Below are 20,290 nucleotides of genomic sequence, written 5' to 3'. Positions count from 1 at the left end.
TTTTGACAAACAGCGTTTTCAAGAATGGCTAGTCTTATTATTAGTGCTCTATAAAACAGTTGACCGCATTTCTTCATTGATAATCCCAACAAAAACTCGCTCTTAGCGCTTAAGAGCGAGTTTTTTTATGGGTATTTGTGTAATTATTAGCCAACTTTTTCTTTACTTGGTTATAACCAAGTGAAACAATGTTCCGCCTATATGACCGTTCATCTGCGTAATTGGGTAGTTGGTCATCACTAATATGATATTTAAAGGAATAAATGTATGAGCAGAGAATCAAAGTTAGGGGTTGGTGCTGCTGAACTGGAAGCGCTAGACAACGGCTTTATGGGACATCCAAAACCATTACGTCCGCTATTTTTTACGGAAATGTGGGAGCGCTTTTCTTATTATAGTATTCGCCCACTACTCGTACTATTTATGGTGGCGACGGTAGGCAGCGGTGGTTTTGGTTTTGATGATGTTACCGCATCGGCCATTTATGGTATTTTTGCGGGTTCGCTATATTTAGCAGCAGTACCGGGCGGTTGGTTAGCCGATAATTGGCTAGGTCAGGAGCGTGCTTTGTGGTGGGGTAGTATCATTATCGCCCTTGGTCACTTATGTATTGCGCTCTCCGCATTATTTGGCATGACGCTGTTTTTCGTCGGCTTGATGTGTATTGTTATGGGTTCAGGACTATTTAAAACCTGTATTTCGGTGATGGTTGGGGCGTTGTATTCTGAAGGTGATGTACGTCGTGATAGTGGTTTTACCTTATTTTATATGGGTATCAATATCGGCGCATTATTAGCCGCACTCATCGTCGGTATCTTTAAAGAAAAAGGTATGTGGCACGTTGGCTTCGGTGTTGGTGGTCTTGGGATGTTGGTCTCACTACTCATCTACCGTTTTTCTGCTCAAAAAACGCTAACACACTATGCGCAAGCGAAAGGCATCACGCCTGAGTGGGAGCGCTCCAATGACCGTTATAAACATATAGGCCGCTGGGTCGCTGGATTCTTAGCGTTGCTAGTGGCAGTCGTCGTTTTAGTCTCTACAGGTCTGATGCCGTTTCAACCGCAGATGGTGGCGGAGTATATGACTTATATCATTGCAGGTGTAGTGATACTGTACTTTGCCATTATGTTCATCTCACCTAGGCTTGATAAAACCGATAAGCTGCGTCTATTGATTTGCTTTATTTTAATTATCGGCTCAACGCTATTTTGGTCAAGTTTTGAGCAGCAGCCGACGTCTTTTAACTTATTTGCTGACCGTTATACAGATTTGGATGTTTTGGGGTTTGAGATACCGAGTATTTGGTTCCAATCATTAAATCCTTTGTTCATTCTACTGCTAGCGCCAATCGTCAGTATTATCTGGGTTAAGCTTGGTAATAGAGGTGTTGAACCTAGTAGTATGGTGAAATTTGCTCTTGGTATGTTACTTGCCGCTGCAGGTTTTGGCTTGATGATTGTGGCCTCGAAAAGTATTTTGACCAATGATAGTGGGTTGGCATCACCTTTGTGGTTGGTAGGTAGTTTGCTACTACTCACCCTTGGTGAACTGGCACTTAGTCCTGTAGGTCTGTCTTCAATGACTAAGCTTGCCCCAAAAGGGATGCAAGGGCAGATGATGGGACTTTTCTTTGCTTCTTTAGCCATGGGTAATTTGGTTGCCGCATTTTTCGGTGGCAATGTCTCAGCGGATAAGATTGAAGGCTTACCAGATCTGTTTACGACGATGACAATTTTATTGGTTGTTACGGCTGCCTTATTACTGGTATTAGCGAAGCCTATTAATAACATGCTACAGAAAAGTGAGCGCGCCGATAAAGTCAGCTAATCAATAGGGTTTTCAATAAGTCATTGAGCGAGTGTAGCGCACAAGTCAATGACAGAGGATGAGACGTGTTACCATTGCTGGTAGCACGTTTTATTGTTTCATTCGGTGAGATATTTCTCTTCGGCCATTGAAAGCCTGTTATCTGCCCAGACATCTAATGATGTTCTACTGTAATGCTATTTTGCTGAAATAATAATTGGCCTCATATATTTGGCATCTGACTTTTTACAACATTTTAATTCTCAAACTATTGAATTTGGCTGATTCAAGTACTGATCATTTAATTAAACTTTAAAGCGATTTTAAACGCCCAAATAAGACGGCTATCCATAGTCGCCTCACAGTAGTATTTTTTACATCTAATTTCTCCAAAATCAATAAGGACACATTCAATGAATAAACAAACCATTCATGATCGTATCGATAGTTTACGCAAAAGCTTAGTTGCCCAAGACCTTACTGCGATTATCGTCCCCTCTGCTGATCCGCATTTATCTGAATACTTACCAGAATATTGGCAATCCCGTTTATGGTTGTCAGGATTTACAGGCTCTGTTGGCACGCTCGTCGTTACCGCTGATTTTGCTGGCATGTGGACCGATAGTCGTTATTGGGTGCACGCCGCTGATCAATTAGAAGGCACAGGTATCAGCTTAGAAAGGCTCGCGCCTGGTAAACCAAATCATATCGATTGGCTCGCCGAGCATTTACAAGAAGGTGATAGCGTAGCAGTCGATGGCAATGTGCTGTCTATCGCCGAGCAAGATAAGCTGCTAGACGCCTTTGATGCTAACGACATTACCTTGATCACTGAGCGTGACGTATTGACAGAAGTATGGAGTGATCGTCCAGCGCTGCCATCAGCAGAGTTGTATGCCCACGATGAGCAGTTTCTCGCCCAGTCCGCTACCTCAAAACTTGCTGCCGTGCGTGCCGGTATGGCGGATGCAGGCGCAACGCATCATTTGCTTTCCAGCTTAGATGATATCGCTTGGTTGACCAACTTACGCGGCGCTGACGTCGATTATAATCCTGTGTTCTTATCCCATATGCTGATTAGTGCAGACAAAGCAACGTTGTTTGTCGATAATAATAAAGTCAGTGCTGACATCGCTAAGAGCCTAAAAGACAGAGGTATTGCCCTTGCTGATTATGAAGCGGTACAAGAGGCATTGGGCGCCCTGACACCAGAAGATTTGCTGCTATTAGACCCAAGCAAAGTCGCAGTGGGTACACTATCAAGGATGGCAGACGATGTGGGCTTTATCGAGCAAATGGCACCGAGCACGTTGCTAAAATCGGTTAAGTCTGACGCCGATATCGATCATGTACGTGAAGCCATGCGTCAAGATGGCGCTGCATTAAGTGAATTCTTTGCCACATTTGAGCAGCGTCTAGCAGATGGCGAGCGTTTAAGTGAGCTTGATGTCGATAGCATGCTGATTGAGGTACGTAGTCAGCAGCCACATTATGTATCGCCAAGCTTTCCAACGATTGCAGGTTTTAATGAAAACGGGGCATTGCCACATTACCGTGCGACGCCAGAAAAGTTCAGCTACCTTGACGTCGCTGAGGGCGAGGGCGGCTTATTACTGATTGACTCAGGGGCGCAGTATCAAAACGGCACCACCGATATCACACGCGTGGTCGGTATTGGCAAAGTAAGCAGCGAGCACAAGCGTGACTTTACCACCGTGCTCAAAGCCCATATTGCCTTAGCAAAAGCGCATTTCCCTGATGGCATTGCTTCACCACTGATTGATGCGATTTGCCGTGCGCCATTATGGCAGGCACAGATGGACTATGGTCATGGTACTGGTCATGGCGTTGGTTACTTCTTAAACGTCCATGAAGGCCCGCAAGTCATTGCTTATAGTGCCAGCACGCCAAAAGAGCGGGCGATGAAAGAGGGTATGATATCGAGTAATGAGCCGGGTTTATATCGTGAAGGTAAATACGGTATTCGTATCGAAAACTTGATGGTAAATAAACGGGTTGCTCAGCCAGTAGAAACGGAATTCGGTAATTTCCTTAACTTTGAAACAGTGACTTACTGCCCCATTGATACCCGTCTGATTGAGCCGTCATTGTTGGATCAAGTAGAGATTGATTGGCTGAATGAATATCACAGCCAAGTCTTTGCTGAGCTAAAAGACCGTGTTGATGGTGCGGCATTAGAGTGGTTAACTGAGCGTACACAAGCTATCTAATTATAGTCAGAGCACTTTTAAACCGCTACGGTGTTACCCGCCCTAGATGTACTCAGTGTACTATCTGCGGTCAGTCGCCTTGTAGCGATTCTGAAATTCCTTGACTATACAAGCTTTGCAACTACCAACCTGAAATAAAAAAAGCCCTATAAACGATTTACGGGGCTTTTTCTTACGTGAATACTACTTATTACCTGAATACGGATTATTGACTAGGTGCTGTTATCCAGATGCCGTTTATTATCCAGATGCTATATTTAACTTTTTTGCGCATCTTTATGAGTTACTGATTTATCTTGCTCACCCAAATGTTGAGTCATCTCAGCACGTAGCCAAGATTTTAGATTTTCAGACATCAACATCATTTGCTCACTGAGATAGTCATCAATCTGCATCTCAAGTTCACGGATCAATTCTTGATGCGTTGCGCTTAGTTTTGCATCTTTTAATGCCAGTTTGATGGCGGCGCTGGCTTTATCATTGACAGCTTTGATACTGTTGTCATTTTTAATGTCATTATTATTTTTGATGCCATCATCGTTTTTGCTAAGAGTATCGTTAACAGCGTCATTTTTTGCAGCATCTGATTCTTCGGCGACTGTGCTTTCAGAAGAATTATTTGCAGCGCTATTGGCAGTATTGTTATCAGTATTTGTCTGGCTGCTATCGGTAGGGGCAACTTTATTATCAAGGCTATTTTTATCGGCTACTAGCTGTTCATTTTTCAGTTGTTCTTTTTGTGCAGCTTTTGCTTCTTCATGCAGTCGGGCTTCTTCTTTTAATTTTGCCTCTTCTTTGAGCTTAGCATCCTCTACCGCTTTGATTCTTTGTTCTTCTTCGAGACGTTCTTTTTCAGCAGCGGCGCGCACTTGCGCTTGTTTGTCGGCGATGGCTTGGGCAATCGCTTGCTCGGCTTCATGATTTTCATAAAGCTCATCGACATGCGCATCTAGATCATGGGTGCTAAAAACAAAGCTCTCAAACGGCGTCTCGGTTTGTAAGAGGGTGGTGATATCCTTTAGCTCTTGGGTAATGGCTGCGCGAATAGGCTCAGGCGCACACGTCCAGCGCTGGTAAAACTGATGGGAAAATGAGTAGCTTGACATGGTATCTTCCATAAATGTTCCAAAAATTACCCCTTATCATACGCAAGTACGATAAGGGGCTGCAAGTGGACAAACGTAGCAAATCTGACACCAAGGTTACAATGGATTGCCTCACACGCTTTTAGGCGTTCTTTTTCGCTTTAGGGTTGAACTGGCCAGCGCGCAAATACTAACGAGCCATTGGTGCCGCCAAAGCCAAAGCTATTGGACACCGCATATTGCAGATTTTCAACTTTACGTGATTGGTTAGCCACGTAATCAAGGTTGCAGTTATCTTCGACATTGTCCAAGTTAATGGTTGGCGGTATATGCTGATGTTGCAGGGCAAGGACAGTAAATATCGCTTCGACACCACCAGCAGCACCTAGCAAATGACCGGTCATGGATTTGGTTGAGCTGACCAAAATGCTGTCCTTGACGGGCGCAAATACCGTTTCGATAGCAATTGATTCAGCGACGTCACCAGCAGGGGTGCTGGTACCATGAGCATTGACATAGCCAACGGCGGCAGGCTCAATGCCTGCATCATTTAAAGCGTTTTTCATCGCTCGTGCCGCGCCGCTACCATCTTCTGGTGGCGCGGTAATGTGGCTGGCATCATCGCTCATACCAAAACCTACCAGCTCGGCGAGGATCGTGGCACCGCGCGCTTTGGCATGAGCAAGGCTTTCTAGCACTACCACGCCTGCGCCGTCACCGAGCACAAAACCGTCACGATCTTTGTCAAATGGACGCGAGGCTTTGGTCGGCTCATCGTTGCGAGTAGAGAGGGCGTGCATGGCACCGAAGCCTGCTATGCCCAGTGGGCTAGAGCCTTTTTCACTGCCCCCTGCCAGCATGACATCGGCATCACCGTAGGCGATTAAGCGCGCAGCGAGACCGATAGCATGAGTGGCGGTCGTACAGGCAGTCGACGTCGCGAGATTTGGGCCTTTTAAGGTATGTTTAATCGCGACCAATCCTGCTGCCATATTGACAATAGAGCCAGGGATAATGAAGGGTGAGACTTTGGTAGCGCCTTTTTCACGTAAGGTATCACGGCTGTTTTCGATGGTTTGTATACCACCAATCCCTGAGCCTAAAATAATGCCAAAACGCTCTTGATCCACGCCTTGCACAGGGGCGTCAGCAGCGCTGACTTCGTCGATAAAGCCCGCGTTCTGTAATGCCATGCTAGAGGCAGCGATGCCATAATGAATAAACTCATCATAGCGGCGGGCGTCTTTGGCATTCATATATTGTTTGGCGTCAAAGTCCTTGACCACACCAGCGATTTGCGCACGATATCCGGTCGTATCAAAGTGGCTAATTGGGGTAATACCACTCTCGCCATTGAGCAATTTCGTCCACGAGCTGTCAACGTCCAGACCCAGTGGCGTAATGGCACCTATGCCAGTAACCACCACGCGCAACTCATCAGAGCGCTCATAGTGGGGCGGCTTATGACGCGGTTTGTGCGCCGAGGTTGCGCTAACTTGATCAGCTTGCGAAGTGGTTGAACTGCTGTGTTGACTCATGCGATATATCCTGTACTTACGGTCCTAAGAGGATGTTATTTCAGAAGCCATTATAAAACACATAAGTGCACGCATGTAAACTAAAATCAGTAGACTATGCAAAACACACTTGTCCCAACACCACATTTTTACTCGCGCCAGTTACTGCAGGCAAGTTACCCGTTTCACCCATCAAGGTCTGCCGTGCCAACCAAGCAAAAGCAACGGCCTCTACCCATGTAGGCTCTAGTCCTAAGCTGGCTGTAGTTTCCACACTGCACTGAGGCAAATGCGTGCGCAAACGGCTCATTAGGTAGTCATTTAAGGCACCACCACCGCAGACATAAACTGCACTGTTTTTATTATTTTTGATAAATTGGGTGATTTGGCTACTGGCGCTGATAGCGGTCAACTCGGTTAAAGTCGCTTGCACATCGGCTGCTGCATAGCGGGTATCGACAGTGGTCTGCTCGAACGTCTGCAGCTCAGCTTGTAGCCAAGCTAAATTAAAGTCCTCACGCCCCGTGCTTTTCGGATAAGGTTTTGCAAAAAACGGATGGGCTAATAATTGATTGAGTAGCGGCTCGATAATTTGTCCAGACTGCGCCCAAGCGCCACCAGCGTCATAATCTTTACCCGTGTGCAATGCTGCCCATGCATCCAATAATAGGTTGGCAGGACCCGTATCATAACCAATCACAGCATTATTATTAATAACAGCCTCATTTACCGGCTTATCATTGACTGGTAAGACGGTAATATTGGCAATACCGCCCAAATTTAATAACACTCGCGTACTATCAGGCGTGGCAAATAAGGCTTGGTGGAAAGCCGGAACCAAGGGTGCACCTTGACCACCGACCGCCATATCACGGCGGCGAAAATCACTGACCACGCTAATGCCCGTACGCTCAGCGATAATATTGGCATCGACCAATTGTAAGCTAAAGCCCATCTGTGGACGATGACGCACGGTCTGCCCATGACAGCCAATCGCTAGCACTGACTCTGCGTCGATATCTGCTTGTGTTAATAAAGTATTGACCACCTCGCTGGCAAACTCACCATACTCGCGGCTTGCCCAACCGAACCACTCCAATTCGCTATGGCTTTCACTGTTGGGCTCAGCATCGCTGGCTATCAATTCCTTGACACCATTGGGCTGACATAAGGCCAATAACACTTCGCGCAGTCGTGGCGGGAAGTCTTGGCTATGAGTTGCTAACAGTCGCATCGGTGCTTGGCTATCTTCTTCAGCACTACTATCATTACTGAATTGACACAATACGGCGTCCATACCATCTAAGCTGGTACCCGACATCATGCCGATATATAAACCCTCATCGAAGCTCTCGAATACCGTCTGTTCAAGGGTTTCGGCGAGCGATAAAGCATCTGAATTTTCATGTATATTTGAATCTGAAAGATCGTTATTTTTATTATCAATCGCTGACCGAGGCTTACTCATGGCAATTTTCCTTAAAAAACGCTAGTATATCTGCCAAATTCTAACATTTTTTGCTGGCTACGAAATTCTAAATAGCCCAAACGCTCTACCCTTTCAATAAAGACCATAAAGAGATCCTCATGACCACTCAAACCTACACCCTAGAAGAACAACTTGCCCTTATCCAGCGCGGTACGCAAGAGATCCTATCTGAAGAGGATTTAGTTGCCAAACTTAAACTAAACCGTCCGCTACGTATCAAAGCAGGTTTTGATCCTACTGCCCCAGACTTGCACTTGGGTCATACGGTTTTGATTAATAAGCTCAAGCATTTTCAAGATTTGGGTCATGAAATTTATTTTTTAATTGGTGATTATACCGCCAAGATTGGCGATCCTTCTGGTAAAAACTCTACGCGTCCACCATTGACTGACGAGCAAATCAAAGCCAACGCGACGACTTATGCTGAACAAGTATTCAAAATATTAGATAAAGAAAAAACGCGTGTGGTCTTTAACTCCGAATGGTTTAATGACATGTCAGCCGCTGATATGATTCAGCTGGCCAGCCAGCAAACCGTCTCACGTATGCTTGAGCGTGATGACTTTTCTAAACGCTATGCGTCGCAAACACCTATTTCTATCCATGAGTTTCTTTATCCTTTAGTGCAAGGTTATGATTCTATCGCCCTAAAAGCGGACGTCGAGCTTGGTGGTACCGATCAGACTTTTAACTTGTTGATGGGTCGTACGCTGCAAGGTCGTTATGGGCAAGAGCAGCAAGTCTGTATTACCGTTCCAATTCTAGAAGGGCTGGACGGCGTCAATAAAATGTCTAAATCTTTAAATAATTACGTCGCCATCCATGACGCACCCGGCACGATGTACCAAAAAATCCTCTCAATGCCAGATACTTTGATTCGTCGCTATTTTGAATTTTTAAGCTTTAAGCCAATGGAAGCTGTCGAAGTCTTAATGGCAGAGATGGAAAACGGTCGTAATCCACAAGAGATCAAACGCATTCTTGCTGAAGAACTCATTGAGCGTTTTCATGATGCTGATGCCGCTGCCAATGCACACAAGTCAGCAGGTAATGTGCTTGCTGATGGCGAGTTGCCTGTTGATTTACCAGAAATCATGCTGGATTTGGAAGGTCAAGAGGCGCTATTTATCACCCAAATAGTGAACCAAGCAGCACTTGCCAAAAACAACTCAGCCGCCAAAGACATGGTCAAACGTGGCGCGGTGAAAGTAGACGGTGAAGTCGTCGATGCAGGCTTTAGTTTAACGTCGGGTCAGACTGCTGTTATTCAGGCGGGTAAAAAGGCTTATGCAAAAGTGACGGTGGGTTAGGTTAAAGACAATTCTTTTATAAAGTTTAATTTAAAATAGGGCTATAATATTAATTATAGCCTTGTTTAACTCTAAAAGGATATTCTAGGAAGTTATGACAAATCGTCAATTAGTGAGACATTCTCCAATAGCATTGAGTCATTACCGACAACAGATGTCGCTATCTGTAGATTTGCTTGCCAAAAAAACCTCCATTCCTTCTAAAAAAATTGAAAGTGCTGAGGTCGAGAATAATGTTTTCACAATTAAACAGCTCAATAAATTAGCTGACATACTTCTAGTACCAGTTTCTTATTTAACTTTTGATTCAGTCATTAGTCGTGAATTACCTAAAGTCATTGATTTTAGAAATAAGTATGAAGATATATCAGGAGAAGATGAAGAGCAAAGTTATCAATTCCAAAAAGTAGCTCAGGAAGCATATATCGACAGAGACAATCTATTAAGTATTTATGAGTCTTTAGATGAAAATATAAGTAATTTTGGTTTAAATCTCTTAGGAAGTAATGCACAGCACGATGCACAATTAATCATAGATTTCTTAAATTTAGAGGAAGAAAATCTTTTAGAGTCAGGCTCTGATTATTATAAGTCTTGGCGTACTATAGTGGAAAAAAATGATGTAATTGTTTTAGAGAAATCAAATCCTTCTTTAAGCTCAGAAGGTATGTCTTTGTACTATGATAAATTACCTATCATAGTGATTTTAACTACGGGACAGTCACCCGCACGTCGACTTTTTACTCTAATACACGAACTGGTACATTTAGGTTTGAAGCAAAGTGCTTTGGACGGCAACTTGATATATTCTAACTATACTGAAGAGGTTTATTGTAATGAGGTTGCAGGATATGTTTTAGTCCCTAGTTCAATTGTCTATAAATATTACTCTTCGAACTTATCTCTAAGTGAGAACATACTAGCAATTCGAAAGGTTACTAAGGCTAGTCGACCAGCTGTTGCTATTCAGCTTAAACAATTAGGTTTAGTAAAACAAATAGAGCTTGAAGACTACCTAAAAAGCCTTCAAGTTGAAAACTCTGGAGGTTTTGGGGTTAAGAAGAGACACACCACATATAATCATTTTGGTAAAGTTTATTTACAGCAAGTATTTTCAGCTATTTGGAAAGAAGAGCTAACTATTAACTCTGCAATGGACTTGCTGAGAATTCCTAATCGTATTGAGGATTTGAAGTACTTAGAAGATAAGGCGTTTTCTTGATGATAAGAGTCTGTTTAGATACTAATGCTATTATTGATATTTGCTATCGATATTATCCTATTGAAATATTCAAAACAATTTGGGATTCGCTTTTAAACTCGATATCTGCTGGACTTATTAAATTTGTCGTTTCTGAAGATATTAGACAGGAAATTTACGGTCGAGTAGCGCTTTTCGATGGGTATTCACCTATAGTTTTGGATGATTTTTTCAAATCATTCAACATTGAAGTAATAAGAAAGACGACATATCAAACTCAACTTTTATCTCTACAAAATCAAATGATTGAAGAATTACCATTCTTTCAGAACATGAAGGTAGAGAGGCGTTTAAAGAAGGTTAATGGGATTAGTAATGATCTATCTAATATAGCTGTTGCTATAAGCAAAAATGCTTGTGTTTTGACAAGTGAGCAAGGGTTTAACAAAGATATATCTAAAGAATTAGTAGGTGACATAAAGATACCTGATACATGTAAATATAAAAGCATAATATGTTATACATGGTTAGATTTATTTAATTACCTCGGAATCAATAAAATTTAATGAGAAAATGATTTTATGACCCAAACCATCCCCCAAGGCATTTACCGCCACTATAAAGGCAGTCTTTACCAAGTTTTGCATACCGCGCAGCATTCAGAAACCGAAGAACCGCTAGTGGTTTATCGCTGTCTTTACGGCGAATATGGCGTTTGGGTCAGACCTTTAGGCATGTTTGCGGAAACCGTTGAAGTCGATAGCAAAGTCATACCACGCTTTGAGCTTATTAAATCATTAGCGGATTAATGAATCAACTTGGTTAAAATCCATTGAGCAAATAAAAAAGCGACCCATCAAGGTCGCCTTTTTTATGTCTATCAAATGATCATTAGCTATTTAAAAAGTCAATCAAAGCCTTATTAAATTCATCTTTATGAGTGACATTAATGCCATGTGGGCCACCTTTAACCACATGTAATTGGCTATCATTAATCATATCGTGCGAGCGTTGACCACTAGCTTCAAGTGGCACGATTTGATCGGCATCGCCATGAATAACTAAGGTTGGCACATCGAATTTCTTCAGATCATCACGGAAGTCGGTATAAGCAAAGGATTTAACGCAATCATAAGTCGCTTTTGCTGAAGCAAACGAGGCGATATCGCGGTTATATAAACGCATTGGTTTGCTAACTAGTAGCTTACCCTCTGCTGGCGTAAAGAAATTCTTGGTAAAGTCGTTTAAGAAGGCAATACGATCGCCGCTGACGCCATCTAAGAATGCTTGAATATCTGCTTCTGCTAAGACCCCATCAGGATTATCATCAGCTTTGAACAGATAAGGTGGAACAGAAGAGGCGAGTACCGCTTTGCTAATGCGTTCTGAACCAAAGTTGCCTAGATAGCGAGCGACTTCGCCGCCACCCATAGAGAAGCCAACGATAGTAGCATTTTGCAGATCCAGCTCATCCATCAAGCCTTTTAGATCTTGCGCTAAGGTATCGTAATCATAACCTTCCCATGGCTTAGACGATTGACCAAAGCCGCGTCTATCATAAGTAATGACTTGATAACCAGCTGCAACGAGCGCCATCAATTGCGACTCCCAAGATCGTCCGCTAAGCGGCCAACCGTGGATTAATACCACAGGTTTGCCGCTACCTTAGACCTCATAATATAAATCGACAGCTTGATTGTCTTGCTGTGCAACGCTAACGTAAGGCATACATTGTTCCTTTTAGAATTATTATTAAAAATATTGGTGGTGTGTCAGAAAGTATGCTGAGGAGATAAAAGGAGGGTGACAGCCAAAGCAAGATGATATATTTAAGGTTATGAAGACACAAATAGATATCAGCTGCCCCGACTGTCACAGTCCCAGTTTAAAGAAAAATGGCATAAAAAGCTATGGTAAGCAAAACTACCAGTGTAAGGACTGCAAACGTCAATTCATTGGTGATCATGCTTTAACCTACCAAGGTTGTCACTCCCAAATAGAAGATAAAATACGGCTAATGACGGTTCATGGTTGCGGTGTTAGAGACATAGCGGTTATGGCCTCAGTCAGTATTGGAAAAGTGCTTAGTACCATAGGCTCATCTGTTTATAAGATCGCGCCTAAGAAGCGCTACTATGAACGCTTAGAGGTTGATGAATTCTGGACTTACGTGTATCGCAAAAAGCGTAAAGTTTGGCTTATTTATGCTTATGACCGTGCTACCAATGAGATTGTTGCTTATGTTTGGGGCAGACGTGACTTAAAAACGGCTAAGAAGTTAAGAGCGCGTCTTAAGCAGCTTACAGTCAGCTATGACTCGATTAGCATGGATAACTGGGACAGTTTTATAACCGCCTTTAAACTTGATCACAAACGAGTTGGCAAATCTCATACGGTAGGCATTGAAGGTAATAACTGCCGTCTTAGACACCGATTGCGTCGGGCGGTTAGAAAAACCTGTTGTTTCTCTAAGAAGCTTGATAATCACTTTAAGGTGTTTGATTTGGTGTTCTTTTATGTCAATTATGGCTACGTCTAATGCCAGCATACTTTTTAGAACACCACCAAAATATTTTACTTTAACGCTAATGCGCTTACGCAGCTAACGTCAGCTTTTTATTATAAGAGGAGTCTTGAGCCATTACTATAAAGGGTTGTACAGTCCTAGTGTGGGTTATAGCGTTTTTTTTGTGAGCTTTTAAGGGCGCAGTTACTCTTGTAAAAAGTGCTTTAACACTCGATAAAATCCAATCGGCTCATCCAAAGGAATGGCGTGACCCGCGCGTGGCAAAATAACTTCAGTGGCGTTAGGCAGCATTTGGGTAATCTTCTGCTGCCATTTGGGATCATAAAGCTTAGAGCGACCACCGATGAGATTGACCACAGGAATAGTCACTCTATCTATGGCACCGCGAAAATCGTAAGGTAAGACCAAATAGGCTTGCAAGCAGCGCATTTTTTGATGCCAAATGCTGTGGTCGTAAAGCGCGAGTGTGTGGTCGTTTTTATGAGTCATCGTTTGTATAAAGGCTTTTGAGCGCGTGCGATTAACGGATAATAAAGAAAACAGCCTTTCGACATCGGTTGCATGGCGCTTAAGCGCAAAGGGCAGATGGGTAAAGCTATTAGAGTCTGCATAAGGTAAGGTCAGATCGATTACTTCTTGAAAGATATCGAACACTTCTTGTTGCCGTGTGCCAAATAGTCCTCCTTGCCAGTCATCTTGATTATGAATCGCTAGATTTTGATCAATATTAAGATAGCGACTGACTCTTGAGGCACCAAAACGCTCAAAATAAGCCCACATAACTTGCGCGCCCATCGAAATAGCTGCCACTGGCAAAGCTTCTACATGACACCATTCACAAATTTGCTCAATCACAGCATTGGCATCATCCGCATATTGACGGACAAAATCAAACTCTTCCATTCTGAGTTCTTTTGCAGCACCAAAACCACGCAGATGTGGCAAATAAAAAGTATATTTGCCAGTTAGTGCCAAGATAAAAGGTAAGAACTCGCGGGCATCCATGCCATAGGCATGCAGCATGAGCACTGGCGTACCTTGACCAATGACTGAAACGGGCAGCGAGGTACCGTCGGCAGCAGTAACGGTCAGCGTTTGCAACTGGTAACGCGACTGGTAGCGACTGGGCAACGTCATTAAATTAGTCATCATAGCGTCGTATTTCCGTCATATATATTGTAATTAATTAGGGCGTGTTGAACATTCAACATAAAACATTTTTATCTTATCGATGATAGCTTGCTATAGTAAAATCTGTGCTAATAAAACTTGTATTAATCAAACACAGCTAAGCTGACCATAGCATAAAATGAATAGACAGTAAGTGGCGCTTGTGATTAACAGCCACTATCTAAACTTGAAATAAAACAATAAAGGGATGATGCTTTATGAGCATACCGACGTTGGCATCACTTGATAGCAGCCTTTACCCGCAAGTTTGGGAGCAGCAGACATTTACCGATGCGCACAGCTTATTGATAGCGATGTTAATGGGTAATATCACACCAGATACCAAGGCTTTTACTCAGCACTTGCTGGCCAATGATATCTATCAACAGTGGATTAACTTTACGGTATTTGGCGGTTATCTGCAGCGCAACTTTATTGCTTTTTATCGGCAGACAGAAGACAGTTTTAATGCGGATATGCCAGCGTTATTTCGCCGAGAGTTGATACGTCATGCTCAGTATTTACCACTGGCGCAGACGTTGTTTTTGGCAGGAAATATGCCAAAAAGTGCGCGCTTAGATAAGCTGTTAACCGTAACTGTGAATCCTGCTACAGCAGTCATCAATGCGCAGCACGCTCATCAAAAATCTGTCATGAATCATTTAGAAGTAGTGATTAATCAGATAACTGTCGTCGGTAGGCAGGTAGTTGGATTTCCGATACGTCACAACAAGCGCACCAGTGAGCGCACGCGCAATGAGGTTCTGATTTTAGATTTTCAGGAGTTGCGCTTGGTCAATGAAGAGAATGTCATCAGCAAAAAAAGAAGCAACATAGATGAGACTATGTTGCTTCGATATTATGAATTACGTTAATGAGCCAAACGCTTTGCTAAACGTTTAAGAGTCTTGCTTAGCAATCGTCAAACCATTATAAGTTTGTGCCACTGGCATGACTTCTAAGCGATTGACGTTAATATGGGCAGGCGATTCAATCAACCACAATAAAATATCGCCAATATCGTCACCGCTCATGGTTTTAAAGCCATCATAAACCTTGGCAGCTTTATCGTCATCGCCATGATAGCGCACGTTTGAAAATTCAGTGCCTGCGACATTGCCCGGTTCGAGGTTGGTCACACGCACTTGCGTACCGATTAAGTCCGCGCGCAAGTTTAAGCTAAACTGTTTGACAAAGGCTTTGGTCGCGCCATAGACGTTACCGCCAAAGTAAGGCCAGCTACCAGCAATCGAACCGACATTGATAATATAACCCCTATCGCGAGCGACCATCGCTGGCAAGACCGCATGAGTCAACGCCATTAAGCCTTTAATATTGGTATCAGTCATACGCATCCAGTCATCAAGACTGGCTTTGTGAGCAGGCTCTGTACCCAGTGCCAATCCTGCATTATTGACCAAAACATCGATTTGTTTAAAATCATCAGGCAAGTCAGCAATGGTTTGCGGGATAGCAGCTGTATCACTCACATCCATAACCACGGGTAAAAAAGCCTCACCTAAAGTCTCTGCCAAAGCATTCAGTTTATCAAGGCGTCTGGCGCAACCAATCACGCGATGGCCGTTAGCAACCAAACGTTCTGCCAACGCTTTACCAAAACCCGCGCTCGCTCCTGTAATCAATACGTTCATAATCTGTCCTTATTATTGATGCTGTCTGCTGTTGCCATAATTTTGATGACGGCTTTATTTACCCTAATGCAACTTATCTATTCGATAACTGCTTACCAAAAATCTTATCACCAGCATCGCCTAGACCTGGGATGATGTAACCGTGCTCATCTAAATGGCTGTCTAATGCGGCAGTGTAGATAGTCACGTCAGGATGCGCTTCATTTACCAAGCGTACGCCTTCAGGTGCAGCCACGAGTACTAATGCTTTGATATTGGTACAGCCATTTTTCTTGAGCATCTCGATGGTCGCAACCATTGATCCGCCCGTGGCTAGCATTGGATCGATGATAAGTGCAGGACGTTTGTCCATGTGGCTCACGAATTTTTCAAAGAACGGTACTGGCTGCAACGTTTCTTCATCACGTTGTAGACCGACCACAGAAATCTTAGCGGTAGGGATTAGATCGAGCACACCATCAAGCATGCCAATACCTGCGCGCAAAATCGGTACGATCGTCGCCGTCTTACCGATGATTTGCTCACCAGTAATTTCGCCACACCAGCCTTCCATTGGAAAAGTTTCAATTTCAAAATCACGGCTCGCTTCATAAGCCATCAAGCGCGCAAGCTCTTTGGTCAATGTACGAAATTTATAAGTACTACAGTCTTTTTCGCGCATAAGGCTGAGTTTATGACGGACTAGTGGATGATCGATTACCGTAATTTTTAAATCGCTGTTTAAGTCACTCATAAGTACTCTCTTGGTTTTGGTCTGATGCTTGCGCAGTTACTGCGGTTGCTATTAGTATAAAAGATACAAACACTTACCGCACTTCAACCCTATCTTTAGCCTAGCAATAGTAAGCTTAATGCTTCAATTAAAAGTAAGCCAAAGACATTTGTAGCAAGGCTGTTTTCATTTAGACCGACTATGTTTGACTATAATAGCGTCATGATAGATGAAGTAGTGTTTAGGCCTGCTATGATAGCAAAAAAACCGCTTTTCTGATGAAGAATCTTATGACTACACAACCATCCAATACTTATAATAATGCTAATAAAATGGATAATAATTCGATATTGTCCGCAGCTCGAGCAGCAGAAGTAGAAACCCATCCGTTCGGTCCAGTGTTACCACCCGATGCCACCGTGATGATGATGGGCACATTTCCACCGACCGCTGATAAATGGGCCATGAGTTTCCATTATCCGAACTTTTATAATGATATGTGGCGTATTTATGGCAAGGTATTTTTTGACGATGTGGATTATTTCAGAGTCGGTGATGAAAAGCGCTTTGACCCTGAGCGTATTCGCGCCTTTATGTTCGAGCGCGGCATTGCTTCTTGTCCTACCGTTACTCAGGCTATCCGCGAGACCGGCAATGCCTCAGATAAAAACTTAACCGTTGTCACCCCAGTTGATCTAGATAATATATTGCCACAAGTACCAAAGGTTGAAACCTTATTTACCACTGGCGGTAAAGCGACAGAAGTATTGCTCAATTTATTAGCTAAGCCACCTGCCAAATCCAAATATCCTAAGACCAATCAAAGTATGGCTTATCCTTATGAATGGCAAAACGAGCATAGTAAAAAAGCCGAGGTGAACAATCTTACCTTATATAGATTGCCGTCAACCTCGCGCGCATACCCGTTGGCGTTAGAGAAGAAAGTCGCTGCTTACAAAGACTTCTTTAAAAAGATAGGTAAACTATAAAAGCGTTATGTATAAAAGAAGAGTATATAGACAGCTTCTATATAGAAGAAATAAGCGATTTTAAGCAGAAAATGCTATTTCTTATCATGATAAAACTATTTTTAATCTTAACTGACTGATAAATATAAGATATTAATAATAAGGCGAGATAATCTTTAAAATAGCCAACAAATCCCCTTGACCCTCATATCAAACCGAGTATAATGCGTCCCAGTCGAAAGGGAAGGCGGTTTAGATAAGTGGTTTACCACTTAGGAGAATCAGCAAAATAAATTACTTTTAAAATAAAATAATTTACCTCTTGACTTACCAAATAAAGCGTCTATAATACGCACCTCATTAAGGCAAAGCAGGAAAGCTTATATGTAAATTACATATAAATAACCTGACTAACTTACTGAAACAAATTATAAAAAAGCTTGACAATCCCAATCATTATGATAAGATAGTCGGCTCGCTAGATAGCTTAACCCGCAAGGGATTAGAGCTAAATGGTGAAAGAGACACCCTATATAATCACCTACTGGACGACAGTAGATGAACACTATTTAAAAGCATAACTAAAGAACAACTTGTGTGGATTTTTGCTGATTCAGAATGCTAAAAAATAAAGTTGACTATCTTTTCTTTTCGGAGAGATTATTAACTATAAAAATTATCATTTAAGACAGCAGAAAAACTCAAAGTTAATTCATTACGAACATAATTTTTAGCGATTTTGCCAGATTAGATGAGCCAAGTTTAGTAGCCTCTTTAAAGGGTTACATAGCAAGATTAAACTGAAGAGTTTGATCATGGCTCAGATTGAACGCTGGCGGCAGGCTTAACACATGCAAGTCGAGCGGAAACGATGGTAGCTTGCTACCAGGCGTCGAGCGGCGGACGGGTGAGTAATACTTAGGAATCTACCTAGTAGTGGGGGATAGCTCGGGGAAACTCGAATTAATACCGCATACGACCTACGGGAGAAAGGGGGCAGTTTACTGCTCTCGCTATTAGATGAGCCTAAGTCGGATTAGCTAGATGGTGGGGTAAAGGCCTACCATGGCGACGATCTGTAGCTGGTCTGAGAGGATGATCAGCCACACCGGGACTGAGACACGGCCCGGACTCCTACGGGAGGCAGCAGTGGGGAATATTGGACAATGGGGGAAACCCTGATCCAGCCATGCCGCGTGTGTGAAGAAGGCCTTTTGGTTGTAAAGCACTTTAAGCAGTGAAGAAGACTCCGTGGTTAATACCCACGGACGATGACATTAGCTGCAGAATAAGCACCGGCTAACTCTGTGCCAGCAGCCGCGGTAATACAGAGGGTGCAAGCGTTAATCGGAATTACTGGGCGTAAAGGGAGCGTAGGTGGCTCGATAAGTCAGATGTGAAATCCCCGGGCTCAACCTGGGAACTGCATCTGATACTGTTGAGCTAGAGTATGTGAGAGGAAGGTAGAATTCCAGGTGTAGCGGTGAAATGCGTAGAGATCTGGAGGAATACCGATGGCGAAGGCAGCCTTCTGGCATAATACTGACACTGAGGCTCGAAAGCGTGGGTAGCAAACAGGATTAGATACCCTGGTAGTCCACGCCGTAAACGATGTCTACTAGTCGTTGGGTCCCTTGAGGACTTAGTGACGCAGCTAACGCAATAAGTAGACCGCCTGGGGAGTACGGCCGCAAGGTTAAAACTCAAATGAATTGACGGGGGCCCGCACAAGCGGTGGAGCATGTGGTTTAATTCGATGCAACGCGAAGAACCTTACCTGGTCTTGACATATCTAGAATCCTGCAGAGATGCGGGAGTGCCTTCGGGAATTAGAATACAGGTGCTGCATGGCTGTCGTCAGCTCGTGTCGTGAGATGTTGGGTTAAGTCCCGCAACGAGCGCAACCCTTGTCCTTAGTTACCAGCGGGTTAAGCCGGGAACTCTAAGGATACTGCCAGTGACAAACTGGAGGAAGGCGGGGACGACGTCAAGTCATCATGGCCCTTACGACCAGGGCTACACACGTGCTACAATGGTAGGTACAGAGGGCAGCTACACAGCGATGTGATGCGAATCTCAAAAAGCCTATCGTAGTCCAGATTGGAGTCTGCAACTCGACTCCATGAAGTAGGAATCGCTAGTAATCGCGGATCAGAATGCCGCGGTGAATACGTTCCCGGGCCTTGTACACACCGCCCGTCACACCATGGGAGTTGATTGCACCAGAAGTGGATAGCTTAACCTTCGGGGGAGCGTTCACCACGGTGTGGTTGATGACTGGGGTGAAGTCGTAACAAGGTAGCCGTAGGGGAACCTGCGGCTGGATCACCTCCTTATAGATGGCATTCGGTCAGCAAGAATTCACAACAAGTTGTTCTTTAGTTTAGCTAGTATTTATTATTAGCGCTTTGCCTTGACAGGCAGACACAGGCCTGTAGCTCAGCTGGTTAGAGCACCGTGTTGATAACGCGGGGGTCGGCAGTTCAAGTCTGCCCAGGCCTACCATTTATTTACGGGGCCATAGCTCAGTTGGTAGAGCGCCTGCCTTGCACGCAGGAGGTCAACGGTTCGACTCCGTTTGGCTCCACCATAATAAATACGATAGTAACTATATAAACA

16 protein-coding genes, 2 tRNA genes and 1 rRNA gene are annotated in these 20,290 nt (G+C 43.5%); 12 read left to right on the top strand and 7 right to left on the bottom strand.

The features are described from left to right. The first annotated feature begins 267 nt into the window (after positions 1 to 267). Positions 268 to 1,830, top strand: a complete 1,563-nt coding sequence (locus ACSUPM_RS12690) for a peptide MFS transporter (RefSeq protein ID WP_101211271.1) — start codon at positions 268 to 270, stop codon at positions 1,828 to 1,830. Positions 1,831 to 2,222: 392 nt separating this feature from the next. Next, positions 2,223 to 4,040, top strand: coding sequence for an aminopeptidase P family protein (locus ACSUPM_RS12685; protein WP_350588387.1), 1,818 nt, complete (start codon positions 2,223 to 2,225; stop codon positions 4,038 to 4,040). A 257-nt stretch (positions 4,041 to 4,297) separates the two neighbouring features. Here ACSUPM_RS12685 and ACSUPM_RS12680 read toward each other — a convergent pair whose 3' ends face one another. The 3 genes from ACSUPM_RS12680 to ACSUPM_RS12670 form a co-directional block, all read right to left on the bottom strand. Beyond that, positions 4,298 to 5,158: a hypothetical protein gene (locus ACSUPM_RS12680; RefSeq protein ID WP_201582845.1), complete on the bottom strand. Its 861-nt coding sequence runs from the start codon at positions 5,156 to 5,158 to the stop codon at positions 4,298 to 4,300. Between the two features lie 128 nt (positions 5,159 to 5,286). After that, positions 5,287 to 6,663: a beta-ketoacyl-ACP synthase II gene (gene fabF / locus ACSUPM_RS12675; protein WP_201582849.1), complete on the bottom strand. Its 1,377-nt coding sequence runs from the start codon at positions 6,661 to 6,663 to the stop codon at positions 5,287 to 5,289. A gap of 94 nt (positions 6,664 to 6,757) precedes the next feature. Continuing rightward, positions 6,758 to 8,110, bottom strand: coding sequence for an anhydro-N-acetylmuramic acid kinase (locus tag ACSUPM_RS12670; protein WP_101211268.1), 1,353 nt, complete (start codon positions 8,108 to 8,110; stop codon positions 6,758 to 6,760). 119 nt (positions 8,111 to 8,229) lie between these two features. Between ACSUPM_RS12670 and tyrS the strand changes: the two genes are divergently transcribed. From tyrS to ACSUPM_RS12650, 4 genes are all read left to right on the top strand, one after another. Further along, on the top strand, positions 8,230 to 9,441 hold the full coding sequence (gene tyrS / locus ACSUPM_RS12665; RefSeq protein WP_101211267.1) for a tyrosine--tRNA ligase: 1,212 nt from the start codon (positions 8,230 to 8,232) through the stop codon (positions 9,439 to 9,441). Between the two features lie 94 nt (positions 9,442 to 9,535). Beyond that, positions 9,536 to 10,663 carry an ImmA/IrrE family metallo-endopeptidase gene (locus ACSUPM_RS12660; protein ID WP_025651557.1) on the top strand — a complete coding sequence of 376 codons (1,128 nt, stop codon included), beginning with the start codon at positions 9,536 to 9,538 and terminating at the stop codon, positions 10,661 to 10,663. Next, positions 10,663 to 11,208: a DUF4411 family protein gene (locus tag ACSUPM_RS12655; RefSeq protein WP_025651559.1), complete on the top strand. Its 546-nt coding sequence runs from the start codon at positions 10,663 to 10,665 to the stop codon at positions 11,206 to 11,208. The genes ACSUPM_RS12660 and ACSUPM_RS12655 overlap by 1 nt, the downstream gene beginning before the upstream one ends. Positions 11,209 to 11,223: 15 nt before the next feature. Beyond that, on the top strand, positions 11,224 to 11,451 hold the full coding sequence (locus ACSUPM_RS12650) for a DUF1653 domain-containing protein (RefSeq protein WP_201566397.1): 228 nt from the start codon (positions 11,224 to 11,226) through the stop codon (positions 11,449 to 11,451). 82 nt (positions 11,452 to 11,533) lie between these two features. On the opposite strand, the gene ACSUPM_RS12645 is transcribed toward ACSUPM_RS12650, so the two are convergent. After that, positions 11,534 to 12,292 carry an alpha/beta fold hydrolase gene (locus ACSUPM_RS12645; RefSeq protein WP_320158118.1) on the bottom strand — a complete coding sequence of 253 codons (759 nt, stop codon included), beginning with the start codon at positions 12,290 to 12,292 and terminating at the stop codon, positions 11,534 to 11,536. Between the two features lie 187 nt (positions 12,293 to 12,479). Between ACSUPM_RS12645 and ACSUPM_RS12640 the strand changes: the two genes are divergently transcribed. Then, positions 12,480 to 13,181, top strand: coding sequence for an IS1 family transposase (locus ACSUPM_RS12640; RefSeq protein WP_201578331.1), 702 nt, complete (start codon positions 12,480 to 12,482; stop codon positions 13,179 to 13,181). Positions 13,182 to 13,352: 171 nt separating this feature from the next. On the opposite strand, the gene ACSUPM_RS12635 is transcribed toward ACSUPM_RS12640, so the two are convergent. Next, entirely contained in the window at positions 13,353 to 14,321 is a 969-nt protein-coding gene (locus ACSUPM_RS12635; protein WP_201567833.1) for an alpha/beta fold hydrolase, read from the bottom strand. 236 nt (positions 14,322 to 14,557) lie between these two features. Here ACSUPM_RS12635 and ACSUPM_RS12630 point away from each other — a divergent pair, with 236 nt between their 5' ends. After that, the gene (locus ACSUPM_RS12630) at positions 14,558 to 15,214 is read left to right on the top strand and encodes a hypothetical protein (protein WP_201577771.1); all 657 of its coding nucleotides are present in this window, start codon (positions 14,558 to 14,560) and stop codon (positions 15,212 to 15,214) included. Positions 15,215 to 15,238: 24 nt separating this feature from the next. Here the strand turns inward: ACSUPM_RS12630 and ACSUPM_RS12625 are convergent, their stop codons facing one another. Beyond that, entirely contained in the window at positions 15,239 to 15,991 is a 753-nt protein-coding gene (locus tag ACSUPM_RS12625; protein WP_201577770.1) for an SDR family NAD(P)-dependent oxidoreductase, read from the bottom strand. 73 nt (positions 15,992 to 16,064) lie between these two features. After that, positions 16,065 to 16,724 (bottom strand): uracil phosphoribosyltransferase, encoded by a 660-nt coding sequence (upp, locus tag ACSUPM_RS12620; RefSeq protein WP_057761878.1) that lies wholly within the window; start codon positions 16,722 to 16,724, stop codon positions 16,065 to 16,067. Between the two features lie 311 nt (positions 16,725 to 17,035). On the opposite strand from upp, the gene ACSUPM_RS12615 reads away from it, so the two are divergent. The 4 genes from ACSUPM_RS12615 (at position 17,036) to ACSUPM_RS12600 (ending at position 20,261) form a co-directional block, all read left to right on the top strand. After that, the gene (locus tag ACSUPM_RS12615; protein WP_101210706.1) at positions 17,036 to 17,692 is read left to right on the top strand and encodes a DNA glycosylase; all 657 of its coding nucleotides are present in this window, start codon (positions 17,036 to 17,038) and stop codon (positions 17,690 to 17,692) included. A 776-nt stretch (positions 17,693 to 18,468) separates the two neighbouring features. Next, positions 18,469 to 20,007: ribosomal RNA gene (locus tag ACSUPM_RS12610) — 16S ribosomal RNA — on the top strand. Between the two features lie 92 nt (positions 20,008 to 20,099). Continuing rightward, positions 20,100 to 20,176, top strand: a tRNA-Ile gene (locus tag ACSUPM_RS12605). Between the two features lie 9 nt (positions 20,177 to 20,185). After that, positions 20,186 to 20,261, top strand: a tRNA-Ala gene (locus ACSUPM_RS12600). Positions 20,262 to 20,290 lie beyond the last annotated feature (29 nt).

The organism is Psychrobacter okhotskensis (assembly GCF_965638355.1).
GTDB lineage: Bacteria > Pseudomonadota > Gammaproteobacteria > Pseudomonadales > Moraxellaceae > Psychrobacter > Psychrobacter okhotskensis.
The sequence above is the reverse complement of the archived record's forward strand: the minus strand, read 5'-3'. Positions and strand labels throughout refer to the sequence as shown.